Here is a 22,656-nt window from a genome sequence, read left to right as displayed (position 1 = left end):
TCGGCGGTTGAGGGTCTTCGCTCATCAACCCTTGTCCCCAGAGGAATGCCGTCCATGTCCCTCCGCTGTCACCCGCGCGCTGCCCACCCGGGTGTTGTCGCACACGCTTTTGCCCTGCGCCCGCTGACCCTGGCGCTTCACCTGGCGCTCTCGGGCAGCGCCGTGAGCCTGGCGGGCTGGTCGCCGGTCGCCATGGCCGGGGACGGCGTCGTGGCCAGCGCCGAGCGCAGCTACGACATTCCCGCCGGCCCGCTGGCCAGCGCGCTCACGCGTTTTTCCCGTGAGGCAGGCGTGTATCTGGTCGGTGCCGGCAGCGTGGCCGAGGGCGTGACCAGCCCGGGCCTGCAAGGCAGCTACACGGTGTCGGACGGCCTGGCCATGCTGCTTTCCGGAACCGGCCTGGAGGCCGTTCAGCAGGCCGATGGCAGCTATGGACTGCAGAAGGCGCCAAGCGCGGAGCCCTATCGCCTCGCTCCCGTCATCGTCAACGCCCAGGCGGTAGCGGACGACCCCTCCGCCTCGGTGGTGAGTCGGGAACTATGGGTCGGCGGCAAGGTGGCGACCAACATCCAGAATACCCCGGCATCGGTTTCCGTCGTGACCCAGAAGGAAATCGAGCAGCGCAGCGCCAGCACGACCGAGGAAATCCTGCAGTACACCCCGGGGACCATCACCGACTACTACGGCACCGATGACCGCAACGACTACTTCCTGATTCGCGGCTTCCAGGCCACCACCTACCGCGATGGCCTGACCCTGGGCTCGATGCGTGGCGTGCGCGAGGAGCCTTTCGCCTATGAGCGCGTCGAGGTGCTGCGCGGCGCCAACTCCACGCTGTTCGGCCCGGCCGACCCCGGCGGCTCGGTGAACTTCGTGACCAAGCAGCCGCGTTTCAACAGGTTCGGCCAGGTCTATGCGACCTACGGCTCGTTCAACCACATGGAGGCCGGCCTGGATACCGGCGATGCGAACGAAGACAAGACCCTGGCCTACCGCTTCACCGGCAAGTTCCAGGACAGCGATCGCGAATACGACCACTCCCAGGACGACAACAACTTCCTCATGGGCGGCCTGACCTGGGCGCCGACGGCCTATACCTCCGCCACCCTGGTGGTGGATCACCTGCGCCAGGACAACACGCCCAACAGTGGCGGTTACCCGATGGACAGAGAGTATGACCGCGACAAGTTCTTCGGCGAGCCGAGCTACAACTTCCACGATGTCGAGCGCACCAACGTCAGCGCCAACTTCACCCATGATTTCGACAACGGTTTCACCCTGCGCAGCAACCTGCGCCACAGCGACCTGAGCGATGAATACGGCTATGCCTACATCAGCGACGCTTCCGGGCATACCGGCACCCTGGTCGACCGTGGCTACCTGGGTTCCGACACTGACGCCGAGCAGTTCAACGGCAACCTGATGCTGCAGTACGACGCGCGCTTCGAAAACATCGACAGCAGCAGCATCGTCGGCGTGGAATATCTCGACTCCTCCGCCAAGAACGTTTCCGTCTATGGCTCCGCCGACCCGATAGACGTTGCCAACCCGGTATACCGCGGCGTTTCGCCGGCCATCGTCTACCAGGACAAGGATCAGGACAGCACCATCAAGTCCGTGTTCCTGCAGCAGAACCTGTCGTTCTACGAGCGTTTCATCGTCACCGCCGGTATGCGCAACGACTCCATGGACGTTTCCGAAACCGACCACCTCTACGGGACCAAGTCCTCGGACAGTTTCTCGGAAAACTCTTTCCGCGGCGCGCTGACCTATATCGTCAACGATGAGGTTTCCACCTACGTCAGCATGGTGGAGTCGGTTTCCCCGCCCGAGGTCGGCGTCACTCCGGAGCGCGGCACCCAGTACGAAGTGGGCGTGAAGTATTCGCCGCAGGAGATGAACGCGCTGTTCTCCGCTGCCGTCTACCAGCTGACCCAGGACGATGTCGCCACCGCGGTCGTGCAGCCGAACGGCGTCATCGACCAGCAGACCGTAGGCTCGCAGCGCGTGCGTGGCCTCGACCTGGAGGTCAAGGCCGAGCTGACGGAGAACCTGAGCCTGGTCGGCGGCTACTCCTACATGGACACCGAGGTGCTTCGCGGTGCGCTGCAGGTATGGGCCGGGACGGGTTACGAGGTCGTGTCGATCAAGGGCAACCAGCTCGTTTCCGCACCCAAGCACTCGGCTTCGCTCTGGAGCTATTACAGCGTGCCGGGAACGGATGTCAGCGTCGGCCTGGGCGCCCGTTATACGGGGTCCTACTATTTCGGCGACTTCAACAATACCGGCAAGAGCGACGCCACCACGCTGTTCGATGCCGCGTTCAACTACCAGATCCTCAAGGACACCGACCTGGCCATCAACGTCAGCAACCTGTTCGACGAGCAGCATGTGGTCGGTCGCGGCAGCGCGGACTACTACAACCCGGGCCGCGAGATCACGGCCAAGGTGAGCTACAACTGGTAAGGCGCGGGACGCGCGAGCCGATCGATTCCGCCCGGGTCGCGCGTCCAGCTTCAGCAGACTCCCCACTGGCCTTCCGCGAACAGCTACTCGCGAACGACCTGGACCCCCGCTTTTCTTTCCAGCCTGCGGGCCATTGCGTGGAAGAACACGCAAGCAAGGCCGGTGGCGGCCATGACCTGGCACATGGCCGCCGGCGTCCGGTCGCCCAGGCTCCCGACCCAGGCGCTGCACAACGCCCCCAGGGCGAACTGGCCGGCCACCGCGAGGGCTGCCACGGCGCCGGCCCTGCCCGGGTAGAGGGCCATCAGGGTAGCGATGCAGTTGGCCCCGAAGAGGCCGGTGCTGCCGACGTAGAGCACGACGAAGGCGACGATGGCCGGCAGCCCGCCGAGACCGGTCATGCCGCAGAACAGCAACCCGGCGCTGGCCACCAGGGTGCTCGCCGCGCCGGCGGCGATCATCGTCCGCGGCCCGGTGCGGGGCACCAGCCTGGCGTTGAGCAGCGTGAGCGCTATCACCCCGGCGATGTTCGCCCCCACCAGCCACGAATACACCTGCGGCGATACCTGGAAGTAATCCATGTACACGAAAGGCGATGCGGTGATGAAAGCGAACATGCCCGCCAGGGACAGGCCGTTGCAGCCCACGTAGGCCAGGGCCAGGGGTTCACGCAGGAGATGCCCATAGGCCCTGAATGCCTGGAGGATGGAAGCGCTGCGGCGCTCGGCGGCCAACGTCTCGTCCAGGCGCGCCAGGGTGCAGAGCAGGCAGGCGCCGCCGAGCACGCAGAGCACCAGGAAAATCGCCCGCCATCCCTGCAGGACCATGAGCAGGCCACCCACGATGGGGGCCAGCAGCGTCGCGCCCATGGTGATCATGTGCATCAGCGACAGGATCCTGGCGGCCTGGTTCAACGGGAACAGGTCGCGGACGATGGCCCGGGCCAGGACCGCCGAGGCGGCGCCACCGAGGGCCTGGAGAAAGCGCCCGGCGAGTAGTTGCTGGATGCTGCCGGCGAACATGCACAGCAGGGTCGCCGCCAGGTACAGGGCGATGCCGCCGAGCAGCAGCGGGCGGCGGCCGTAGCGATCGGAAAGCGGGCCGTAGGCGAGCATGCCCAGGCACAGCCCGAGCAGGAAGATGCTCAGGCTGAGCTGCACCTGGGCGCTGTCGGCGGCGAGCCCCCGGGCGATGGCCGGGAGCGCGGGCAGGTAGGCGTCGATGGACAGGGGGACGAATGCCGTCAGGGCGGCCAGAAGGACCAGGGGCGGTCCCGGGCGGGTTGTCATGGAGACTCCGGAAGCGAATGGACGCAAGGCTGGCCGCCGCGCAACCGACGGCCGCGGCGGGCCCGTTGTCAGGCGGAAGCTCGGGGCGTCTGCGACGGGTACTCGCCGAACAGTTCCCGGTAGCTGCCGGCGAAATGGCTCAGGTGGAAGAAGCCCATTTCCGCGGCTATCTCGCCGACGTTGAAGTCCACTGCCATGGTGCTGATCAGCCGTCGGCGGACCGCATTCAGCCGGATGTTCCGCAGGTATTCGACAGGGCGGATGCCAACCACCACCTGGAAGCTGTTCTGCAAGGTCCTGCGGCTGACCCGCAGTTGCTCGCACAGGTCGAGAATGCTGACGGGCGTATCGGCGTTGGCCAGGGCCAGTTCCTGGCTGCGCTTCACCAGGTAGGCGCTGACGGCGAAATTGCTGCGCCGCCCCCGCCCCTCGTCCCAGGCATTGCTGAACAGGTCGAGGAAGGTGTCCAGCAGCGTGTCCTCGAGCATCTTTTCCGAGGCGCTGCCGACCGTCCCCGCCCGTTGCAGCAGGCTTCCGAAGACCGGCTGGATTCTTTGCTGGACGCGCCGCAGCACGCTGTCGGAAACCCCGATCTGCGGCAGGCTTTTCAGCAGCCGCAGCTGCTCGCCGGAGAGTTCGAAGGCCGCCAGCCGTGCGAAGCGGACGGTATCGACATTCGCCGCGAAGAACCGGGTGCCCTCTGGCGCATGCAGGAGGAATTCTTCGCCATCGCGCAACAGCACCACGCTATGGGCGCCGACTTCGTGCCCCTGCGAGACCGGGGCCCGCCCGTTGCCGAGCGACATCGCAATGCAGAAGCGTCCCCTGGGCGCCCGACCGTGCTGCACCACCCGCTTGTCCAGGACTTCCTGGAATATCTGGAAGCGCTCAGCCGAGACCTGCCGCAACTCGCTGGAAAGGCAGCCACGGCCCAGCTGGTCGTAGGTCTGGCACCATCCCGGAATCGAGCCGGCATGCAACTGGGGGTCGGTGAAGGAACGAACTTCGGCGAGCATGATCAGCGCTCCTCTGAGCCATGGCTCTGATTGTCAGCCCACAGGGCGGTTACGTCATCCCTGACGGACATCGTCCCTCAAGCGTTGGCCGGCGACACCGCGTCGAATCCCAGGACCAGCTCCGCGCCCAGCATGTGCAGCCGGTACTCACCGAGGCGGATGTCCAGGGGCGGCAGCAGGGCACCGGAAAGGACCACCTGGCCAGCGCGCAATGGCTGCCCATCGGCGAGCAGGCGGCGCAACAGCCAGCACAGATTGACCAGGGGCGCATCGGCCCGCCCGGCGGTGCTGCCGGCGCCACAGGGCACGCCATCGTGTTCCAGGCGATACTCCACGTCGGCATGGCGCCCGGGCTCGAAGGCCTGGCCCTGGCCCAGGCAGTACATCGCCGCAGCGGCGTTGTCGGCCAGGAAGGCGCCGGCCTCGAAACTCCAGTCCCGCCACCGGCTATCGGCGATCTCGAATGCCGGGGCGACCTCGCCGATGGCGGCGATCAACTGCTCGTCGCTGTAGCTTCCGGGTGGAATGTCCCGCCCCAGCAGGAAGGCCACCTCGACCTCCAGTTTCGGCTGGACCAGTTGCACCAGTGCGACCCGGCTGTCCGGCGCCACCTGCATGCCACTGGTCAGCGCGCCATAGACCGGCTCGCTCAATCCAAAGCGGGCCTGCGCCAGTGCGCCGGCGAAAGCGACCTTCCAGCCGCTCAGCGCCTCACCCTCTTCCAGCCGCTCGCGCAATACCTGGCGCTGCAGGCCATAGCCCTGCTCCACCGTCAACGCCTCCGGCTCGGGCAGCGGGGGCAAGGCCATGGCGATCAACCTGGCCCGCCGCAGCGCGGTCGGAAGCTGACCGATGGCGCTCATGACAGCTGCCCCGCCAGCTTGGCCAGTACGCCCTCCAGGCGCTCTGGCGTGGTGATGGCGGCCACGAAGCGGTCCGGGCGCACCACCACGATGCTGTCGCGAGCCTTGCCGAACCAGTCCGCCAGGCGGTTGTCGACGTCCTCCACGCTGATGGCGCCAGGGGTGCTCAGCGGTTGGCCACGGCTGCCGCTACGCGAACGGTTGACCTGGACGAAGCGCGTCTCCAGGCGATCCCAGAACGCTCGCATCTCGGCGCTCAGCCCTTCCGCCGGATTGACGCGGAAGCCGATCACCGCATACCAGGGCCCGAGAACCTCATCCAGGCGCAGGCGCTCTCCCGCGGCGTTCTCGACACAGGGCTGGATGAACAGCTGGCCGACCAGGTCGCCCTCCTGCACGTCCGGCCGCTCGTGGTGCACCAGCCCCTTGCCGATGGTCGCCTTGGGCTTGAACTTGAACTCGACCAGGTGCGAGCGCAGGTTGTCGACGGTGCCGACCGCCTGGAACAGCCAGTCGCGCACCCCGGCCATCAGCGGATTGGTCAGGCCGAGCACCGCGCCCATGTTGTCGGCCAGGGCGATCAGGTCGGTGGCATGGCCACGGCGCTCCTGGTCGTAGGTCTCGATGATCGAGGCCTTGGCGCGGCCCTTGAGCACCGCGGCCAGCTTCCAGCAGAGGTTGGCCACGTCGCGCAGGCCCGAGTTCAGTCCCTGCCCGGCCCAGGGCGGGGTAATGTGCGCGGCATCGCCGATCAGCGCCACCCGTCCGGAAACGAAGCGCTCCGCCACCCGCGAGTTGTGGGTGTAGGCGCGGATGCGCACGATCTCCAGCTGATCGACCGCATCGCCGATGTGGCCACGGATCAGCCGGCGGATGTTGCCCTCCTCGCACATCTTCGCCTCATCCTCGCCCTCCAGCAGCATGAACTCCCAGCGGCGCTGGCGGTACGGCAGGTAGATGCACACGAAAGGCCGCTGCGGGTCGGCATGCAATGCGGTGTAGGGCGCATCCAGCGTGTCGTTGGCGGCATCGACCACCACCCACTTGCGCGGGTGCGTCAGGCCGACCAGCTCGATGCCGAGCTGCTTGCGCACGCAGGAGCGGCCACCGTCGGCGCCGATCACGTACTGGGCGCGCAGCTCGTAGGGCTCGCCGGCGGCATCCTTGACCTTGAGCGTGACGCCTTCGGCGTCCTGGCTCAGCTCGAGCATCTCGTGGCCCTGGCGCAGGTCCACGCTTTCACGCTTGCCCAGTTCCTCGCGCAGGGTGCCTTCGAGCAGCTGTTGCATGAAGATGTTGCGCATCGGCCAGCCATACTCGGCGGCACTCGGCTTGACCTCGGCGAAGCAGACGCCACGGGCGTTGTAGTAGCGCAGCGGCACATTGCCGATCATGTCGCGGTGCGCCAGCTGCGCCACGCCCACGGTCTGCAGGACGCGCAGCGCCTCGTCGTCCATGCCCACCGCCCTCGGGTAAGGCAGGATGCCTTCCGAGAGTTCCAGTACCACGCAGTCGATGCCGTAAAGGCCCATGTAATGGGCAGCAGCGATGCCGTTCGGCCCGCCGCCGACAATCACTACCTGAGTGTTCTCCCGTTTCATGCTCTCTTCTCACCGATGTCTTATTGTTGTCGTTCAGTCAGACCTGCCAGGTAGCCAGTCACGACGGCGTTGAACCTTTCGCTCTGATCATCGTGCACGTAATGGCTGGCGTCGGCGATCTCCACCGTACGGATATGGGGGTTGGCCTCGCTCATCGCGGCCACGGTCGCCGGGGGCAGAAAGTCCGAACGTCCTCCACGGATGAACAGGCTCGGACAATCCAGCGCCCTGACCGCCGGCCAGAGGTCGGTGGGAGCGATGCTCAGGCGCGCCTGGGCAATGCCCTGCTGGTCGTGCCGCCAGGTGATCCCGTCCGAGCTCTCCCGCATGCTATGGGCCAGGCGGGAGGCCAGTCCCTGCTCCGACAGCCCCGGGCGGGACCTGCGCCAGAATGCCCTTGCCTCGTCCCAGTCGGCGAACAGCAAGGGCGTCTCGCGCATCTCCCGGCGAATCCGCTCGGCGCCCTCCCCCGCGCTCGACGAGCCGGGGCCGATGTCCTCGATGACCAGCGCCAGCAAGCGTCCCGGGTGCTGCCGCGCATACTCCAGCGCGTTCGCCCCGCCCAGCGAATGGCCGACCAGGACGAAGCGCTGCAGCCCGAGATGGGCGACCAGGTCTTCCAGGTCCTGGACATAGGACCCGGTACGATAGCTCGAAGGCTCGGCCCAATCACTCAGGCCACGGCCCCGCTGGTCGAGCGCGTGGCAATGGAAGCCCTCGCCCAGGGCGCCGGCCAGCGCCTCCCAGGTCTGCGCATAGGCGCGCAGGCCATGGAGCAGCACCACCGGAACACCCTCCTGGCGCCCCCAGCTCAGGTAGTGCAGCCGCAAGCCGGAGCGATTGGTAAAGAACTGGCTTTGCGCGGACATGGCTATTCTCCCGCAGCTCGTCATCAGGTCAGGCCGTTGTCGCCCTGGATGTCCTCTGCGCATAGTCCGCCCAGGCGGGCGCGCAGCCGGCCACGGGTGGCGAAGGCCCAGATGATGATGACTTCGTCGGCGGCCGGGCCGTCGCCGAAGGAGACCGACACGGTGTCGTAGTGGGAGCGTACGTAGAGCGCGTCCTTGTGCGCCAGCGGCACGTCGATGGTCGCCCCGGGCCCGCTGCGCTTGCCGGTGGAGGGCACCCAGGACTTGCCGCCGCCGAGCGCCAGGCGCACCGGGTCGGCAGCCGGGTTGGTCAGGAACGCGTTGCCATGCTCGTATTCGCCGTTGCTGCCCACCAGGCAGGCCTTGCCGTAGCTGACGATGGCGCGATCGCCGGCCAGCTCGCGGATACGGCGGCCGAACTCGTGGCCCAGCTCCGGCGAATTCTCGATCAGCTCGGCCAGGCTTTCGCTGAAGCGCCCGGCATAGGGGTTGTGGATGGCGGCGGCGACGACGTACTTGAACAGCGGCTCGCCGTCGGCCAACTGGCCACTTTCGTTGGCCAGGGTTTCCTCGACGAAGCTGTACCATTTGCGGATGTGGTAGCTGGAAAAATTGCTCGGTTTCATTGGCGAACGCTCTCAGAGTGGGTCGAGATTGATGTTGCGGCTGGGCGCACCGGCCGCCTTGAAGCGAGCCTTCGCCCGTTCGTCGTCGTGGTCGGTTTCGAGGAAGAACTCCAGGCGGTTGCCGTCGGGGTCGTTGAAATACACGCCGTTGCCGATTTCGTGATCGGTGATCTTCACCACCTCGACGCCTTTGTTCAGCAGCATGCCGTAGAGCTGGCGCAAGGTGTCCATGTCGCCGGCGATCTCCAGCCCGTAATGCTGCAGGCCCAGGCCGCCCTGGTGGGCGCCGGGCGCGGCCTTGATCAGGGCGATGTCGTGGTGCTTGCTGCCGAACGCCATCATGATCCAGCTCTCGCCACGGGCCGACTCATGCATGCCGAGCACATCGGCGTACCAGCGCGCCGAGACGTCCGGGTCGCTGACGAACAGCGACAGATGGGTACGAACGACTTCGAATTTCATCGCGTGCACCTCATTTCTTGTCGATGACGGACTGGTGTCCCGACTTGATCTGCGCCACGGCGGGCGTCCAGAGCACGTCGGCAATCTCGCTGAATTCGCGCCACTGCTTCTGCCAGCTGTCGCCGCCGTTTTCCGAGGTGAACAGATGGCCGTACTTGGTGCCGGCCACGATCTGCCGCGGATTGGCCGGGTTGAAGGCGATCGCCCAGACACAGGAGTTCGGCTGCTGCGGCAATGGCAGGACTTCCCAGCTCGCGGCGGCATCGCGGGAAACCAGGACCTTGCTGGTGGTGCCCGGCGTGCCGTCGGAGATGCTCAGGTAAAGGGTGTCCTCGGTGCCGAGCGGGGCGTTCAGCACGCGGGCGTAGTAGAGGCCGAAAGCCTCCTTGGCGATGATCCCGGTCCAGCTGGCGCCTTCGTCGAAGCTGCGGTAGATGGCGTTGACGCAGACCACCACGACCACCTTCTTGCCATGGTTGGGCAACACCACGATGTTGTGGATGTCGGAGTTGTAGTCCCACAGCAGCCGGTCGTCGATGCGCGTGAAGCTGTCGCCACCGTCGCGGCTGTGGAACAGGCCGCCCTCCTCCAGGCCGAACCAGACCTGGTCGCGGTCGGTCGGATCGTAAGCGAAGGCCAGCAGCCGCGGACGGCTGACCCCGGCGCAGAACTCGGGGATTTCCACCGGAACGCGATACCAGCTCGCACCGCCGTCCAGCGTGCGCCAGAGCACGGCCCGCGAAGGCGCGCCGGTGCCGACGAAGATACGCTGCGGGTCCCGCGGGTCCACCGCGACCTTCCATACCGTCTGCCCATTGAAAGGAGAATCCACCAGTTCCCAGGTGCCGCCGACATCGCGGCTGACGATCAGGCCGATGTCTGCGCCGGCATAGATGACGTCGGGCGCCGCCGGGCTGACGCTCAGCGAACGGGTGATCGCATCGAACTCCAGCGGCTGGCCGAGCCCGAGGCGATGCCAGCTGCGGCCATCATCGGCACTGCGGATGACCGCTTGGCCGACGGTCGCGACCAGAAAGGTTCCGTTACTCATTGCTGCAACCTCCTCAGATGAAGATGCCACGGGTCAGCCCGCCGTCGATGCCGATGGATTCGCCGGTGACCGCGCCCGCCTTCGGCGAAGCGAGGAAACCGATCAGCCAGCCCATCTCGATGGGCTGCAGGGTGCGGCGGATCGGCGTGGCGTCGATGTAGCCCTGCTCGACCTGCGCGGGCGTCTTGCCTTGCTTCAGGCCCTCGCGCTCGTACAGCTCCTGGATGTGCGGGGTGTCGACCACGCCGGGGTGGATCAGGTTGACGGTGATGCCGAAGGGGCCCAGTTGGTCGGAGAGCGTCTTGGTCATGTGGGCGATGGCCAGGTTGCGCATGCCGGACAGCACCTTGCTGCCCCGCCCGGTCAGGCCGCCGATGTTGATGATGCGACCGAAGCCGCCCTCCTTCATGTGCGGGGTCACCGCCTTGGCGCAGCGGAAGTAGCCGATGACCTTGGTGTTCAGGTCGGACAGCAGCTCGTCGTCGCCGGCGTGCTCGATGTCGTTGCGCACCACCCCGGAAGGCGCGGCGGCGCCGTTGACGAGGATGTCGATGCGGCCGAAATGGCGCACGGTTTCGCTGACCATGTCGGCCACCGCCGACATGTCGTTGGTGTCGCAGTACAACGGCAGCACCTCGTTGCCGGTCTGCGCGCTGATTTCCTCGGCGGCCGGCTTGAGGTACTCCATGCGCCGGGCGCAGATCACCACCTTGCAGCCTTCCTGGGAAAGGAAACGCGCCACTTCCTTGCCGATTCCCATCCCGCCACCGGTGACGATGGCCACACGGCCCTGCAGTTCCAGATCCATGTTCGCTCCTCTTGTCGTTGGTTCGTCAGGCGAGATCGACGAAGACGCTTTTCGTCTCGGTGTAGGCGTCGATCACGTTCTTGCTCATTTCCCGGCCCCAGCCGGATTGCTTGTAGCCACCGAAAGGCGAGGCCGGGTCGACCACGTTCCAGCAGTTGATCCATACCGAGCCGGCCTTGAGCGCGGCGGCAACCCGGTGCGCCGAGCGCAGGTCGCGGGTCCACAGGCCGGCGGCCAGGCCGTAGGGGGTGTCGTTGGCGCGCTGGACCAGCTCGTCGATGTCCGACCAGCTCATCACCGTCAGCACCGGGCCGAAGATTTCCTCACGGGCGACGCAGGCCCGCTCGGCCCGGTCCAGGAACACCGTCGGCTCGATGAAGTGGCCTTTCTCCAGGTGCGCCGGACGCTGGCCGCCGCAGATCAGCTCGGCGCCCTCCTCGCGGCCGCGCTGCAGGTAGCCGTTGACCGTCCCCAACTGCCGTTCCGAGACCAGCGGCCCCATGCTGCTGCGCGGGTCCAGGCCGGGGCCGAGCACATGGGCGCGGGCATGCCGGCGCAGCTCGGCCAGCACCTGGTCGAGCACGCTCTCGTGCACGTACAGGCGGGAACCGGCGGTGCAGACCTGGCCCTGGTTGTAGAAGATGCCGTCGGCGGCGCCCTTTGCCGCGCGGGCGATGTCGGCGTCCGGCAGGATGATGTTCGGCGATTTGCCGCCCAGCTCCAGGGAGACCTTCTTCATGTTGCCGGTGGCGGCCTGGGCGATCAGCCGGCCGACCTGGGTCGAGCCGGTGAAGGCGATCTTGTCCACGTCGGCATGCTGCGCCAGCGGGGCGCCGGTGCGCACACCGAAGCCGGTGAGCAGGTTGACCACGCCCGGCGGGAAACCCGCCGCCTCGATCAGTTGCACCAGGCGCACGGCCACCAGCGGCGTCTGCTCGGCGGGCTTGAGCACCGCGGTGCAGCCGGTGGCCAGAGCCGGGCCGAGCTTCCACACGCACATGGTCAGGGGGAAGTTCCAGGGCACTATCAGCGCGCAGACGCCCACCGGCTCGCGCAGCGTGTAGTTGAGCATCGGCGTGCCGCTGGCCGGCGACACCGGCAGCGTGCTGCCCTCGATCTTGGTTGGCCAGCCGGCGAAATAGCGCACGATATTGGCCGCGCTGGCCGCCTCGCCGCGGGCATTGGCGATCGGCTTGCCGTTCTCCAGGGTGATCAGCTGCGCCAGCTCCTCGGCATGCGCGTCGATCAGCTCCGCCAGACGGAACAGCAACAGCCCCCGGCGCGCCGGAGACTCGCGCCGCCAGGGCCCCTCGAAGGCCGCGCGGGCGGCAGCCACCGCGGCGTCCACGTCCCGCTCGTCGCCCTCGGCGACTTCGCACAACGGCGCCTCGCTGGCCGGGTTCTCCACGGCGAAGCGGCGACCGGCCGCGGCGGCCTGCCAACTGCCGCCGATGTACAGGCCCTGGGGCTTGGCCAGGAACTCGCGTACCGCGGGTAAAAGTTCGATCTCGCTCATCACGCGCTCCTCAAAGCTCCATCTCGATCAGGCAGGGCCCTGCCGAGGCGGCGGCCTCGGCCAGCGCGCGCTGCAGCTCGGCATTGCTGCGCACGCTGCTGGCCGGCACGCCGTAGCCCTTGGCCAGGGCCTTCCAGTCCACCCGCGGGCGGTCCAGCTCGGTGAGCGCCAGGGCCTGGGGGCCGAGTTCGCTCAGGCCGAAGCGGCGCAACTCGTTCTGCAGGATCGCGTAGCGGTGGTTGGCGGCGATCAGGATCACCACCGGCAACTGCTCCCGGGCGATGCTCCACAAGGTCTGGATGGTGTACTGGGCACTGCCGTCGGACTGCAGGCAGAACACCCGGTTGCCGCGCTCGGCCAGCGCCGCGCCGAAGCCCACGGGGATGCCCTGGCCGATGGCGCCGCCGGTGTTGGTCAGCACCCGATGGCGCGCCGCGTTGGCCGAAGCGGTGAAGAACGGGTAGCCACAGGTGCCGCCCTCCACCGAGACGATGCAGTCCTCCGGCAAGGCCGCGGCAAGCACCCGGCCGACCGATTGCGGCGTCAACCGCTCCTGCGCGGCGGGCAACTCGACGCCCACCGGCGCAGGCACGAAGGCCGGCGCATCGAGCATCTCGGCCAGGGCGGCCAGCGCGCCGCTGACGTCGTCGCCGACCTCGGCCAGGCAGAGCAGGCGGTCGCGCTCGACCAACCGGGAGGGAATGCCTTCATAGCCGAAATAGCTGATCGGCTCGGGTATCCCGGCGCAGACCACGACGTCGTACTGGTTGAGGATTTCGATGGCCACCTCGGGGAAGTACGGCAGCCGGTCCAGGTCCGGCAGGCCACCACCGCGGTAGCTCAGGCGCGGGAAGGTCTCGGCGAACAGACGCACGCCGGGCAGGCCGGCAAGGCGCCCCGCCGCTTGCAGCCCGGCGACGGACAGCCCTTCATCGCCGACGATGAACACCAGGCGCTTGCCGGCGCGCACCTGGCGCGCAACGGCCTCGACCTTGTCGCTGGCGAAGCGTCGAACCGGCGGCGTCGGCTTGGGGAAAGCGTCGTCGAACACGATGTCGCGCGCCTGCAGGTCCATGGGCAGCACCAGGCTGGCGACCTGGCCGCGCGGCTGCCAGGCGGCCTGCACGGCACAGAGGAAATCCTCGCCGATGCTGGCGGCGCGGCGCGAAGTACGCACCCAGCCGGACACGGTCCGCGCCAGGGCCTCGATATCGCTGGCCAGCGGCGGGTCGTAGTTGACGTGCCAGGACGCGTGGTCACCGATGACATTGACGATCGGGGTGTTCGCACGGCGGGCGTTATGCAGGTTGGCGATGCCGTTGGCAAAGCCGGGCCCGAGATGGGTCAGGGTCATCGCCGGCTTGCCTGCAATACGCCCGTAGCCATCGGCGGCACCGGTGCATACGCCTTCGAACAGCGAAAGCACCGGTTTCAGCGCAGGCTCCGCGGCCATGGCGGCGACCAGCGGAATCTCCGTGGTTCCAGGATTGGCGAAGCAGTATTCGATCCCGCTGGCCGCGGCGGCCCTGACCAGCAATTCGGCACCATTCATGTTTCTAGCTCTCGACTGGGTTGGTTGCGAGTGATGAGATTTATTGCACAGCAAAAATCAACCAACAATATTTTTTGAGCAAAACTCTCAAAATAAGAGACAAATGAGATTTTCGAGCGCCAATATCCGCCAGGAGAACGCACCCTTTCCCAAGCCACCGATCTCGCAGCGGTAGGGAAAGGAGGCATGCGGGCACGGGCAGCGGTCTTGAAAGCCCGTGGCTGCTGCCCAATAGTGCTGCCAGCGAACCCGGCGCCGTCGTCCGCCCGCCATGGACGACGGCCCAGCAGCCCCGGGAGCCCGGGTACCGAGAAAGGAGCGCCATGAGTAGCTTGAGCAAGATGCTGAACGTGCTGGACCTGTTCAGCCCGCAGAACCTGCAACTGGATACGGACACCATCGGCGAGCGCATGGGTTTGTCCCGCGCCACCGTCTACCGCTACGTGAAGGACCTATGCGAGGCGGGCCTGCTCACCCGCGTGAACGCCGGCAGCTACGGCCTGGGCCCGCGGATCATCGAGCTGGACTGGATGATGCGGCAGTACGACCCCATCCTGGTGGCCGGCCGCGAACTGATGCACGGGCTGTCGGCGCAGACCGGGCTGGCGGTGTTCGCCAGCGTCTTCTACGATGGGCACATCATCAACACCTACATCACCGAGCCCGACGAGACCTACCGCTTCGCCTTCGGCCGCGGCCACCCGCTGCCGCTGTTCCGCGGCGCGCAGTCCAAGGTGCTGGTGGCCTTCCAGCGCGGGCGCAAGCTGCAGCGGCTGTTCGAGGAGAAAATCTCCAGGGAGCCGGGCAATACCTACAGCTGGTCGGAATTCGCCCGCGCCGCCAAGCGCATCCGCAAGGACGGCTACTGCATCACCCACGACGAACTGAACCGCGGCCTGACAGGCATCGCCGCCCCCATCCTCGGCGCCGACGGCAAGGAGGTGCTGGGCAGCATCTCGGCGGTGGGGACCACCGAAAACTTCAGGCTGCTGCGCCAGGAGACGGTGACCGACATGGTCATCGACACCGCCCGCCGCATCGCCCGCAACATGCTTGAGGCCGACGGCCAAGGTGGCTGAGTGCGGAGTTGCACTTACTTGACCGAGCATTTGCATCGGGCCTGGCCATCACACTGCGTGGCCATGATTGGCAGAGAACGACCCAAGGCAGCCTCGTATGGCAGGCAGCTATCGGCCCAGGCCGTGTAAAAACGCAGCAGGTGATGGATAGCTGGCTTTGGGATTTTTTTAGCGGCGCCCAGAGGCCCTATGGGCTTCTGGCGTGTCGACCCGAGTCATTCAACTGATTTGCCTCCGCGATGCTGTACGATGAGTTCATTGAGCCGCGAAGAGGGTTTCAGGCCCTCATCGCTGCCATCAGCGCACTGCTGCCCAGCAGGCTCAGCATCCGTTTGAAGTTGTAGGCGAGCACATGCAGGCTCATTTCCGTGCTTACCCGGTCGAGCGTTCGGGTGAGGAAATGGGTGGCGCCCATCCAGGCCTTCAGCGTGCCAAATGGATGCTCCACCGTCTGCCGACGGATGCGCATCATCTCCGGTGCCTGATCCAAGCGGGACTGCATATCCTCGAGCACCGCCTCATGTTCCCAGCGACTCACCCGGCGCTCTGAGCTTTGGAGTGCAGCACTCTTTCAATGCGCAGCCTTGGCAATGCGAACTCCAGTAACGGTGCAGCTTCAGACCTTTCTCGACGCTGGAGTAGCGTCAGATCAGGCTTTGCCCTGCCGGGCAGCGGTACTCGTTCTTGGCTGCGTCATAGATGAAATCACCTTTGCCAAAGCGGCCCGCTGCTGTCGCCCCCGAAGTCAGTGTCTTGGGTACGAAAACAGTGATTCCAACCTCCTGGCACGCCAGGATTTCTTCACCTTTGAAATACCCTCTGTCGGCGACCGCTGAGAGTACCTCGACACCCATGGCTGCTCGCGCTTGCTTGGCCATCGAGCTCAGTTGGTCTCGATCGACGCCGTCGTTTGTGACCTCGTGGGTCACGATCAGGTGGTGCTTCGCGTCGACCGCTGCCTGCACGTTGTAGCCAACCATTCCGCTGCCACGGGTCTTCATTGAGCGGACATCGGGATCAGTCAGGGAGAGCTGTTTATCCGGTGCTTCGTTGAGCTGAACCTCGATTTCCTTGAGCTCCTGCATCTTGGCTTTCAAGGTCTCGATCTTGTCGCGGAGGCGTTCGGCTTTAACCTGGGCAACGGCAAGCTCCTGACGATCTGCAGTGTCCAGCGCAGTGAGGTAGCGGCTGAGGCTGGACTCGATCTCTTCCATCCGACGTTTCAGCTTGGCACTGGTGAAGTTGCGGTCACGATTGTTGACCGCCTTGAATCGGTGTACGCCAGCTACACCAGCATCTTCCAGCCGCAGAGCTATCGCGACCGCAACGGTTCGCCACTCGATCCGCGCGAAGGCGACAACTATGAGATCGGCCTGAAGAGCGAACTCTTCGATGGCCGCCTGAACACCGCTATCGCCCTGTACATGATCAAGCAGGACAACCTGGCCGAATCCGATCCGGGGCAGACCGTCCCCGGCACCGACGGCGAGACGGCCTATCGCGCCGTCTCCGGCGCCAAGACCAAGGGCTTCGACCTGGAAGCCAGCGGTGAGCTGCTGCCGGGCTGGAACCTGACCGCCAGCTATAGCCACAGCGTCACCAAGGACTCCGATGGCGAGCGTCTGAATACCGTGGCGCCGGCTGAGATGTTCAAGCTGTGGACCACCTATCGTCTGCCCGGCAAGTGGGAAACGCTCACCGTGGGCGGCGGCGCCAATTGGCAGAGCGGCATTCACTTCACCGCCACACCCTGGCAGCTGGGGCAGACGGTGAAGGCCAAGCAGGAGCAGTACACCGTGGTCGATCTGATGGCACGCTACCGCTTCACCGAGCAGGTTTCAGCGACGCTCAACGTCAACAACCTGTTCGACAAGAAGTACCTCAGCGCGCTGGATACCACCTTCTACGGTGGCTACTACGGCGACCCGCGCAACGTGATGCTGACCACCCAGTATCGCTTCTGAGGCAGTGCCGCTCCCCGCAGACGGGCGCTTGCCCGATCTGCGGGGAACAGGCTGAGCCGGGCTGGCAGGTCTCCCCGGCATCGATGGTGCGCGCAAGGCCCGCCAGCGTGGCCAGGTCTTCCAGCGGCAACTGCTCAGAAGTGGTAGTTCAGCGTCGTCATGAGGTTGCGCGGCGCGCCATAGACACTCCAGCTATCGGCGTAGCTGTAGTAGGTGCGGTCGAACAGGTTGTTGACGTTGACTGCGACGTCCAACTGGTTGGTGACCGCGAAGCGAGCCATCACATTGACCAGGGCATAGCTACCTTGCTCGAAGGTATGCAGGTCCTGGCCAATCTTGCTCTGCCAATTCACCCCGCCACCGAGGGTCAGGCGATTCCAGGCGCCAGGCAGGCGGTAGCTGGTGAAGGTCTTCAGGCTGTGCCGCGGGATGTTGGTGACGATGCGCTCATCATCCTGATCACGGCTGACGCTGTAGGCATACCCTGCGGAGGCGTTCCAGCCATCGGCCAGCTCACCGTTCATTTCCAGTTCCAGGCCTTCGGTGGTGGTGCCCTTTTCCGGGTAATAGGTATCGAACTGACCTGCGTATACCGCGAGGTTGTCCTGCTCGATGCGGAACAGCGCGAGGCTGGCGTTCAGGCGTCCATCCAGTGGCGCAGCCTTGATGCCCACTTCGTAGCCTGTACCTTCCTGCGGGTCCAGCGGTTTGCCGTCCAGCCCCTTGATGCCATAGGCCTGCGGGTTAAAGATTTTCGTGTAGCTGGCGTACGCCGACCAGGTGTCGTTCAGGTCATACACCAGCCCGGCATAGGGCAGGAATACGCCATGGCGATTCTCTTCGTTACTGGTGGGCGTGCCCTCGTAAGGAGTGTTGTCGCTGCTGCGTTTCCAGTCGGTGACGCGGCCGCCCAGCAGCAACTTGAGGTCATCGCGCAGGTTCCAGCGGCTGGTGGCGTAGGCGGCGTATTGGTTTTCCTCGATCAGGTTCTTGCCGATCGGGCTGGTGTCCGGTCGCGGTGCCGCGCCGGACCACTGGTGGATGTTGCCGATGCTGCCGTCGTAGCCGGTCCATGGGCCATACCAGCCGCCACGGTCCGGTGTGCTTTCGCGGTAACGCGACAGGGTGATGCCGGCGATCAGCTCGTGCTCGCGGCCGAGCAGGCTGAAGGGGCCGGTGAGGTAGGCGTCCAGGTTGTTTTCCCGCGGTGTTCCGGACCAGCGGTTGGGGTACAGGTAGGCGCCGGCGCCGGTCGCTTGATCGATTTCCCCATTCATGTAGTTGATCAGTTCGTCGAACTCGTACTCGGTGTGGCCAAGTTCCGCCTTGGCGCTCCAGCCATTGTCGAACTGGTGTTCGAGCGAGACGAAGACATTGCTCTTGTTCACGTCGAAGTACGACCAGTCTGGCGAGCTGCTGGCAGAGCGGGAGAAGTCGGTCTTCTGGCCATTGGAGTAGAACGTCTGCAGACCGGTACGCAGAGGCGAGTCGGCCTGGTTCTTCTGCACGCTGAAGCCCGCCGTGAGCAGCGTGGCATCGTCCAGGTCGAACTCGGTGATGGCATAGACGAGCTGGTTGTCCTGCTTGTAGCGATCGACCCAGGAGTTCTGCGTCTTGTAGTCCAGGACCAGGCGCCCGCGCACGTTGCCGGTTTCGGTAAGCGGCCCGGAAACATCCATGCCCAGCCCGTAGCGGTCCCAGCTTCCGGCTTCGGCACTCAGGTTGGTCCGAGCTTCGGCCGTCGGACGCTTGCGAATCATGTTGATAGTGGCCGATGGCGTGCCCAGGCCACTGATCAGGCCGGTGGCGCCGCGCACAATCTCGATGCGGTCATACATCGCCGTGCTTTGCGAAAAATTGCCCAGCCGTGAGGAGCTGGGGACGCCGTCGACTTCGAAGTTGTTGATCTGGAAACCGCGCGACCAGTAAGTGTCGTTCTCGGCGCCGACGCCAACGCGGGATACGGAGATGCCCGTAGTCGCCTCCATGACTTCGGTGAGGTCATTCAGGTTCTGATCCTTGATGCGCTGGTCGGTCATCACCGTGATCGACTGCGGCGTATCGCGCAGCGCCAGGTTGAGGCGTGTGGAGCTGCTCGACGAGGCGGTCGTGTATTCGCCGCTGCCTTCGGTGACGGAGCCCGGTGCCTTGCCGGAGATGGTGACCGAGCCCATTTCCAGCGCACCTTCGGCAGCGGGGGCGGAGAAGATGACCCAATGGCCACTGGCGTTTCTTTCGGCGGCCAGACCGCTGCCGCCCAGCAGGTAGTCCAGGCCGTCCTGAATGCCGAATTCGCCTTGCAGGGCAGGTGCTTGCTTGCCCTGCGTCAGGGCGGGGTCGAAGGGCAGGGTGATGCCGGCGACCTGTGCGAATCCGTTGAGGGAGTCTTCCAGCGAGCCGGCGGGCAGGTCGTAGCGGCGCAGATCGGCTTGCTCGGCTTGCACGCCGAAGCTGGGCAACGACGTGGCGGCGGCGCTACCCAGCAGGATGGCGCGCAGGGTGAGTGCGAAGGTGGTGCGACGCGGCACTCGTGGCGGCGAGAAACGAGAGGGCATGGATAACGAGCTCCTTGGCAATGGCAGTATGTTTTCCTGTTTGCCGAAGGACTCGGATAAAGCCGTAATCAGTATTGAGAATTTTTTGCCTCTCTCTCAGCGAGCGGTCACTCGTGTCCACAGCGGGGTAAAGCGCTGAATGCGCAAAGGCATTGAATCGCCGAGAGCATCCAGGGCTTGGTCGATGTGGTCGAGCTGAAACACGCCAGAGACTTCCAGCCCGGCAATCGCTGGATCGCAGCTGAGCCAGCCGTGCCGGTAGCGCGCCAGTTCTGCGAGCAGCTCGGCCAGACGCATGCGTTTGGCGACGAGCTGGCCTTGAATCCAAGCGCTGCTGTTCATGGCAGGGCTCACGACGTTGTGGCTGCCATCGGCGCTGATCAGGTATTCCTCACCCGCCAGCACCCGAATGGGTTGCGATCCGGCGCGATGGATGGCGACGATGCCTCCCTCGACCCGCAGGCGTGTCCCCCGGGCCTCCTCGCGTACTCCGAAGGCAGTGCCGATGGCCTGTAGCTGTGCGTGCCTGCTGTCGACCCAGAGGCTGCGATATCCCTCCGGCGCAGCGATATCCTTGCCGGTGTCGATGAAAATCTCGCCGCGCAGCAACTGGACCGTTCGGCGCTGCTTGGAGAAACGCACATTCACCGCGCTGGAGGTATTGAGCTGCAGGCGAGTGCCATCGCTCAGCAGGAACTGCCGGCGTTCGCCTACGCCGGTGCTGTAATCCGAGGCCCAGTCTGCCGGCGAGTGCTCGCGCAGCCCCCAACCGCCCAGGCCGGTGATCGCCACGCCAAAGCCGAGCATCTTGAGAGCCTGGCGGCGGCCATGGCGTTTGCCCTGCAGGCGCTGCAGGGCGTCTTGCGCGACGCTGCCGGGAGCCTCGGCCAGTCGCCGGAACGCGGATTCGCTGGTCTGTAGCGCCTGCCAGGCGGTTTCATGCAGCGGATGGGCGTGTCGCCACTGTAGGCATGCCGCTTGCGTGTATTCATCGGCGTAGCCCGACTGCAGACGAACCAGCCAGCCAATAGCTTGGTCGAGTACCGCATCGGGCAGATCGTCGGGGGAATTGGCGTTCATCGTTGGGCGAGGAAACAGTGACGGATGGCGGTCGCCATGTACTTCTCGACTGAGCTGAGGCTGACGCCCAGGCGGATAGCGATCTCTTTGTAACCGAGGCCTTCCAGGCGAGACAGCAGGAAGGCCGTGCGCACCTTGGGCGCCAACCCATCGAGCAGGGCGTCAATATGCGCCAGGGTTTCCAGGAGGATCAGTTGATGCTCCGGGGAGGGCACTTGCGCTTCGGGCAAGTGAGCGATGGCCTCCAGGTACGCCTGCTCGACCCGTTGCCGGCGCAACCGGTCGATCAGCAGGCCCCGGGCGACGACACTCAGCCAGGCGCGGGGCTGTCGGATGTCCTGCAAGGGTGCCGGCTTGCCGAGGATGTGGAGGAAGGTGTCCTGCGCCAGGTCCGCCGCGCCCTCGCTGTGGCGCAGCCGCTTGCGCAGCCAACCCAGCAGCCAGGCATGGTGATCGAGATACAGGGCTTGGATATCGACGTGGCGGGTGGCGGAGGCGGGCGGAAATGGCAACGCGAATCCTTGCGTGATAACGACTTGCAGGTGAGAAGTTATCTCATCTTAAAAGAGTTGGTCGGACTACCGCAAGAAAAGTGGCGTTTCGCCAGAATGCTCAGGCGCACCGAGCCGCTTGCCCCTTCAAGCGAAGTCTTCTGGCCAACTGTTGTCGACGGCTTGCACCAAGAGCGGGTGCCAGCGAGGGGCTGGTGGATCAGTCGACAACGCGCCCATTGCGCAGCTGGACTAGCTGGTCGGCGTGGTGGAAGAACCGATCATCATGGGACACCACGATAAGGGTCTTTCCCTGGCGCTTCAGGTCCGGCAGTAGTTCCTCGTAGAACACCCGGCGGAAGGTCGGATCCTGGTCCGTCGCCCATTCGTCGAAGAGCATCAGCGGCCGCTGTTCGAGGAAGGCATGTACCAGCGCCAGCCGTTTGCGCTGGCCCGCCGACAGGTCGAGTGTGCTGAACGCGCCGTCGACGATGTCGACCTTGCCCTCCAGCTCCAGCAGCCTGAGGTAATGCCGGGCTCGTTCGAGGAGCGGCGCAGTCTCCGCCAGTAGATCGTCGAACAGGTGGTAGTCGCTGAACACCGCCGAGCACTGCTGCCGATAGTCATCCAGCTGCTCACCGGTGACGGCGTGGCCATTGAGCATCAGCTGCCCGCTGCTGGGTGGATAGAGGCCCAGCAGCAGCTTGACCAGGGTGGTCTTGCCGCTGCCATTCTCGCCAACGATGAACAGCGTCTGGCCCGCCTCCAGGTGCAAGTCCAGCGGGCCGAGGTGGAAGGTCGGCTGGCCAGCGGAGTCGAGGTGCGTATAGCTGACATCGCGCAGTTGTGGTTGGCGATGGCATCAACGACTCACTGGCGCTCAAGGCGGGCGTGGTCGGTGTGGCCATGGGGGTAGGGGGCGCCGACATCGCTTTGGCGGCGGCGGATATCGTGTTGATCAATGGCGATCTGCGGCGCCTGGGGACTTGTATTCGCCTGAGTCGCCTGTGTCGGCGCACGCTGCAGATCAACGTCATCATCGGCCTGGGCTGGGCACTGGCGATTGTGCTGGCTGCCGCCTTCGGCCTGCTGGGTGCGGCGGGCGCCATGGTGGCGGCACTGCTGCATAACCTCAGCACTTTACTCGTGCTGGCCAATGCCGGGCGGCTGTTGCGTTATGACGAAACGCTTTCCAACCCCAATGAATCGGCCGCGCAAGTTTGATGCAATGTCCAGTGGAGCCCGCTCACTGTGGCCTCCAACTTGCGGCGCTCGCGTGTTGCGAGTCTGGCATTACTCACTGGCATCGACCCTCGCCCCTGGTGGTATGACCTCTGTGTACGTCTCCTTCTGGCCGTTCTCTGCCCA

The 22,656-nt window shown here is 65.5% G+C and carries 17 protein-coding genes and 3 pseudogenes; 4 read left to right on the top strand and 16 right to left on the bottom strand.

Going from position 1 to position 22,656, the window contains the following annotated elements; translation table 11 throughout:
• The first annotated feature begins 54 nt into the window (after positions 1 to 54).
• Entirely contained in the window at positions 55 to 2,466 is a 2,412-nt protein-coding gene (locus tag M8R19_RS30340) for a TonB-dependent siderophore receptor (protein WP_249919812.1), read from the top strand.
• An 83-nt stretch (positions 2,467 to 2,549) separates the two neighbouring features.
• Here the strand turns inward: M8R19_RS30340 and M8R19_RS30335 are convergent, their stop codons facing one another.
• The 11 genes from M8R19_RS30335 to M8R19_RS30285 form a co-directional block, all read right to left on the bottom strand.
• Complete coding sequence (locus tag M8R19_RS30335; protein WP_249919811.1) at positions 2,550 to 3,755, bottom strand: multidrug effflux MFS transporter; 1,206 nt, start codon at positions 3,753 to 3,755, stop codon at positions 2,550 to 2,552.
• 68 nt (positions 3,756 to 3,823) lie between these two features.
• On the bottom strand, positions 3,824 to 4,771 hold the full coding sequence (locus tag M8R19_RS30330; protein ID WP_249919810.1) for a helix-turn-helix domain-containing protein: 948 nt from the start codon (positions 4,769 to 4,771) through the stop codon (positions 3,824 to 3,826).
• Between the two features lie 77 nt (positions 4,772 to 4,848).
• Positions 4,849 to 5,634: a 2-keto-4-pentenoate hydratase gene (locus tag M8R19_RS30325; RefSeq protein WP_249919809.1), complete on the bottom strand. Its 786-nt coding sequence runs from the start codon at positions 5,632 to 5,634 to the stop codon at positions 4,849 to 4,851.
• The gene (locus M8R19_RS30320) at positions 5,631 to 7,235 is read right to left on the bottom strand and encodes a bifunctional 3-(3-hydroxy-phenyl)propionate/3-hydroxycinnamic acid hydroxylase (RefSeq protein WP_249919808.1); all 1,605 of its coding nucleotides are present in this window, start codon (positions 7,233 to 7,235) and stop codon (positions 5,631 to 5,633) included. Before M8R19_RS30320 ends, M8R19_RS30325 begins: the two co-directional genes overlap by 4 nt.
• A gap of 20 nt (positions 7,236 to 7,255) precedes the next feature.
• Positions 7,256 to 8,104 (bottom strand): alpha/beta fold hydrolase, encoded by an 849-nt coding sequence (locus M8R19_RS30315; protein WP_249919807.1) that lies wholly within the window; start codon positions 8,102 to 8,104, stop codon positions 7,256 to 7,258.
• A 23-nt stretch (positions 8,105 to 8,127) separates the two neighbouring features.
• On the bottom strand, positions 8,128 to 8,730 hold the full coding sequence (locus M8R19_RS30310) for an amino acid synthesis family protein (RefSeq protein WP_249919806.1): 603 nt from the start codon (positions 8,728 to 8,730) through the stop codon (positions 8,128 to 8,130).
• Between the two features lie 12 nt (positions 8,731 to 8,742).
• The gene (locus M8R19_RS30305) at positions 8,743 to 9,192 is read right to left on the bottom strand and encodes a VOC family protein (protein ID WP_074979550.1); all 450 of its coding nucleotides are present in this window, start codon (positions 9,190 to 9,192) and stop codon (positions 8,743 to 8,745) included.
• A 10-nt stretch (positions 9,193 to 9,202) separates the two neighbouring features.
• Positions 9,203 to 10,243, bottom strand: coding sequence for a WD40/YVTN/BNR-like repeat-containing protein (locus M8R19_RS30300; RefSeq protein WP_249919805.1), 1,041 nt, complete (start codon positions 10,241 to 10,243; stop codon positions 9,203 to 9,205).
• Positions 10,244 to 10,256: 13 nt separating this feature from the next.
• Positions 10,257 to 11,051, bottom strand: coding sequence for an SDR family NAD(P)-dependent oxidoreductase (locus M8R19_RS30295; protein ID WP_074979546.1), 795 nt, complete (start codon positions 11,049 to 11,051; stop codon positions 10,257 to 10,259).
• 25 nt (positions 11,052 to 11,076) lie between these two features.
• On the bottom strand, positions 11,077 to 12,567 hold the full coding sequence (locus tag M8R19_RS30290; RefSeq protein WP_116425354.1) for an aldehyde dehydrogenase family protein: 1,491 nt from the start codon (positions 12,565 to 12,567) through the stop codon (positions 11,077 to 11,079).
• A 10-nt stretch (positions 12,568 to 12,577) separates the two neighbouring features.
• Entirely contained in the window at positions 12,578 to 14,119 is a 1,542-nt protein-coding gene (locus M8R19_RS30285; protein WP_249919804.1) for an acetolactate synthase large subunit, read from the bottom strand.
• Positions 14,120 to 14,442: 323 nt separating this feature from the next.
• Here M8R19_RS30285 and M8R19_RS30280 point away from each other — a divergent pair, with 323 nt between their 5' ends.
• On the top strand, positions 14,443 to 15,198 hold the full coding sequence (locus tag M8R19_RS30280) for an IclR family transcriptional regulator (RefSeq protein WP_249919803.1): 756 nt from the start codon (positions 14,443 to 14,445) through the stop codon (positions 15,196 to 15,198).
• Positions 15,199 to 15,475: 277 nt separating this feature from the next.
• On the opposite strand, the pseudogene M8R19_RS30275 reads toward M8R19_RS30280, so the two are convergent.
• Positions 15,476 to 16,472: pseudogene (locus tag M8R19_RS30275) on the bottom strand (IS1182 family transposase); the annotation flags it as partial.
• On the opposite strand from M8R19_RS30275, the gene M8R19_RS30270 reads away from it, so the two are divergent.
• Positions 16,473 to 17,162 carry a TonB-dependent siderophore receptor gene (locus M8R19_RS30270; protein WP_315903592.1) on the top strand — a complete coding sequence of 230 codons (690 nt, stop codon included), beginning with the start codon at positions 16,473 to 16,475 and terminating at the stop codon, positions 17,160 to 17,162.
• 134 nt (positions 17,163 to 17,296) lie between these two features.
• On the opposite strand, the gene M8R19_RS30265 is transcribed toward M8R19_RS30270, so the two are convergent.
• From M8R19_RS30265 to M8R19_RS30250, 4 genes and pseudogenes are all read right to left on the bottom strand, one after another.
• Positions 17,297 to 19,717, bottom strand: a complete 2,421-nt coding sequence (locus M8R19_RS30265) for a TonB-dependent siderophore receptor (protein WP_249919802.1) — start codon at positions 19,715 to 19,717, stop codon at positions 17,297 to 17,299.
• A gap of 96 nt (positions 19,718 to 19,813) precedes the next feature.
• Positions 19,814 to 20,797, bottom strand: coding sequence for a FecR domain-containing protein (locus M8R19_RS30260; RefSeq protein WP_197887075.1), 984 nt, complete (start codon positions 20,795 to 20,797; stop codon positions 19,814 to 19,816).
• The gene (locus M8R19_RS30255; RefSeq protein ID WP_009617060.1) at positions 20,794 to 21,309 is read right to left on the bottom strand and encodes a sigma-70 family RNA polymerase sigma factor; all 516 of its coding nucleotides are present in this window, start codon (positions 21,307 to 21,309) and stop codon (positions 20,794 to 20,796) included. Before M8R19_RS30255 ends, M8R19_RS30260 begins: the two co-directional genes overlap by 4 nt.
• A 199-nt stretch (positions 21,310 to 21,508) precedes the next feature.
• Positions 21,509 to 22,135, bottom strand: a pseudogene (locus M8R19_RS30250) (cyclic peptide export ABC transporter); the annotation flags it as partial.
• Between M8R19_RS30250 and M8R19_RS30245 the strand changes: the two are divergent.
• Positions 22,126 to 22,512, top strand: a pseudogene (locus M8R19_RS30245) (cation-transporting P-type ATPase); the annotation flags it as partial. The pseudogenes M8R19_RS30250 and M8R19_RS30245 overlap by 10 nt on opposite strands.
• Between the last annotated feature and the right edge of the window lie 144 nt (positions 22,513 to 22,656).

It is taken from the genome of Pseudomonas sp. R3.Fl (genome assembly GCF_023516765.1).
In the GTDB taxonomy this organism is placed as follows: Bacteria; Pseudomonadota; Gammaproteobacteria; order Pseudomonadales; family Pseudomonadaceae; genus Pseudomonas; species Pseudomonas citronellolis.
Note: the sequence above shows the minus strand (reverse complement) of the source record. Positions and strands in the feature narration are given on the sequence as shown.

Coding starts and splice junctions, on each gene's coding strand:
- M8R19_RS30320 (WP_249919808.1), bottom strand. CDS start 7,235: ATGAAACGGGAGAACACTCAGGTAGTGATTGTCGGCGGCGGGCCGAAC.
- M8R19_RS30315 (WP_249919807.1), bottom strand. CDS start 8,104: ATGTCCGCGCAAAGCCAGTTCTTTACCAATCGCTCCGGCTTGCGGCTG.
- M8R19_RS30305 (WP_074979550.1), bottom strand. CDS start 9,192: ATGAAATTCGAAGTCGTTCGTACCCATCTGTCGCTGTTCGTCAGCGAC.
- M8R19_RS30330 (WP_249919810.1), bottom strand. CDS start 4,771: ATGCTCGCCGAAGTTCGTTCCTTCACCGACCCCCAGTTGCATGCCGGC.
- M8R19_RS30300 (WP_249919805.1), bottom strand. CDS start 10,243: ATGAGTAACGGAACCTTTCTGGTCGCGACCGTCGGCCAAGCGGTCATC.
- M8R19_RS30290 (WP_116425354.1), bottom strand. CDS start 12,567: ATGAGCGAGATCGAACTTTTACCCGCGGTACGCGAGTTCCTGGCCAAG.
- M8R19_RS30265 (WP_249919802.1), bottom strand. CDS start 19,717: ATGCCCTCTCGTTTCTCGCCGCCACGAGTGCCGCGTCGCACCACCTTC.
- M8R19_RS30295 (WP_074979546.1), bottom strand. CDS start 11,051: ATGGATCTGGAACTGCAGGGCCGTGTGGCCATCGTCACCGGTGGCGGG.
- M8R19_RS30325 (WP_249919809.1), bottom strand. CDS start 5,634: ATGAGCGCCATCGGTCAGCTTCCGACCGCGCTGCGGCGGGCCAGGTTG.
- M8R19_RS30285 (WP_249919804.1), bottom strand. CDS start 14,119: ATGAATGGTGCCGAATTGCTGGTCAGGGCCGCCGCGGCCAGCGGGATC.
- M8R19_RS30280 (WP_249919803.1), top strand. CDS start 14,443: ATGAGTAGCTTGAGCAAGATGCTGAACGTGCTGGACCTGTTCAGCCCG.
- M8R19_RS30310 (WP_249919806.1), bottom strand. CDS start 8,730: ATGAAACCGAGCAATTTTTCCAGCTACCACATCCGCAAATGGTACAGC.
- M8R19_RS30335 (WP_249919811.1), bottom strand. CDS start 3,755: ATGACAACCCGCCCGGGACCGCCCCTGGTCCTTCTGGCCGCCCTGACG.
- M8R19_RS30260 (WP_197887075.1), bottom strand. CDS start 20,797: ATGAACGCCAATTCCCCCGACGATCTGCCCGATGCGGTACTCGACCAA.
- M8R19_RS30340 (WP_249919812.1), top strand. CDS start 55: ATGTCCCTCCGCTGTCACCCGCGCGCTGCCCACCCGGGTGTTGTCGCA.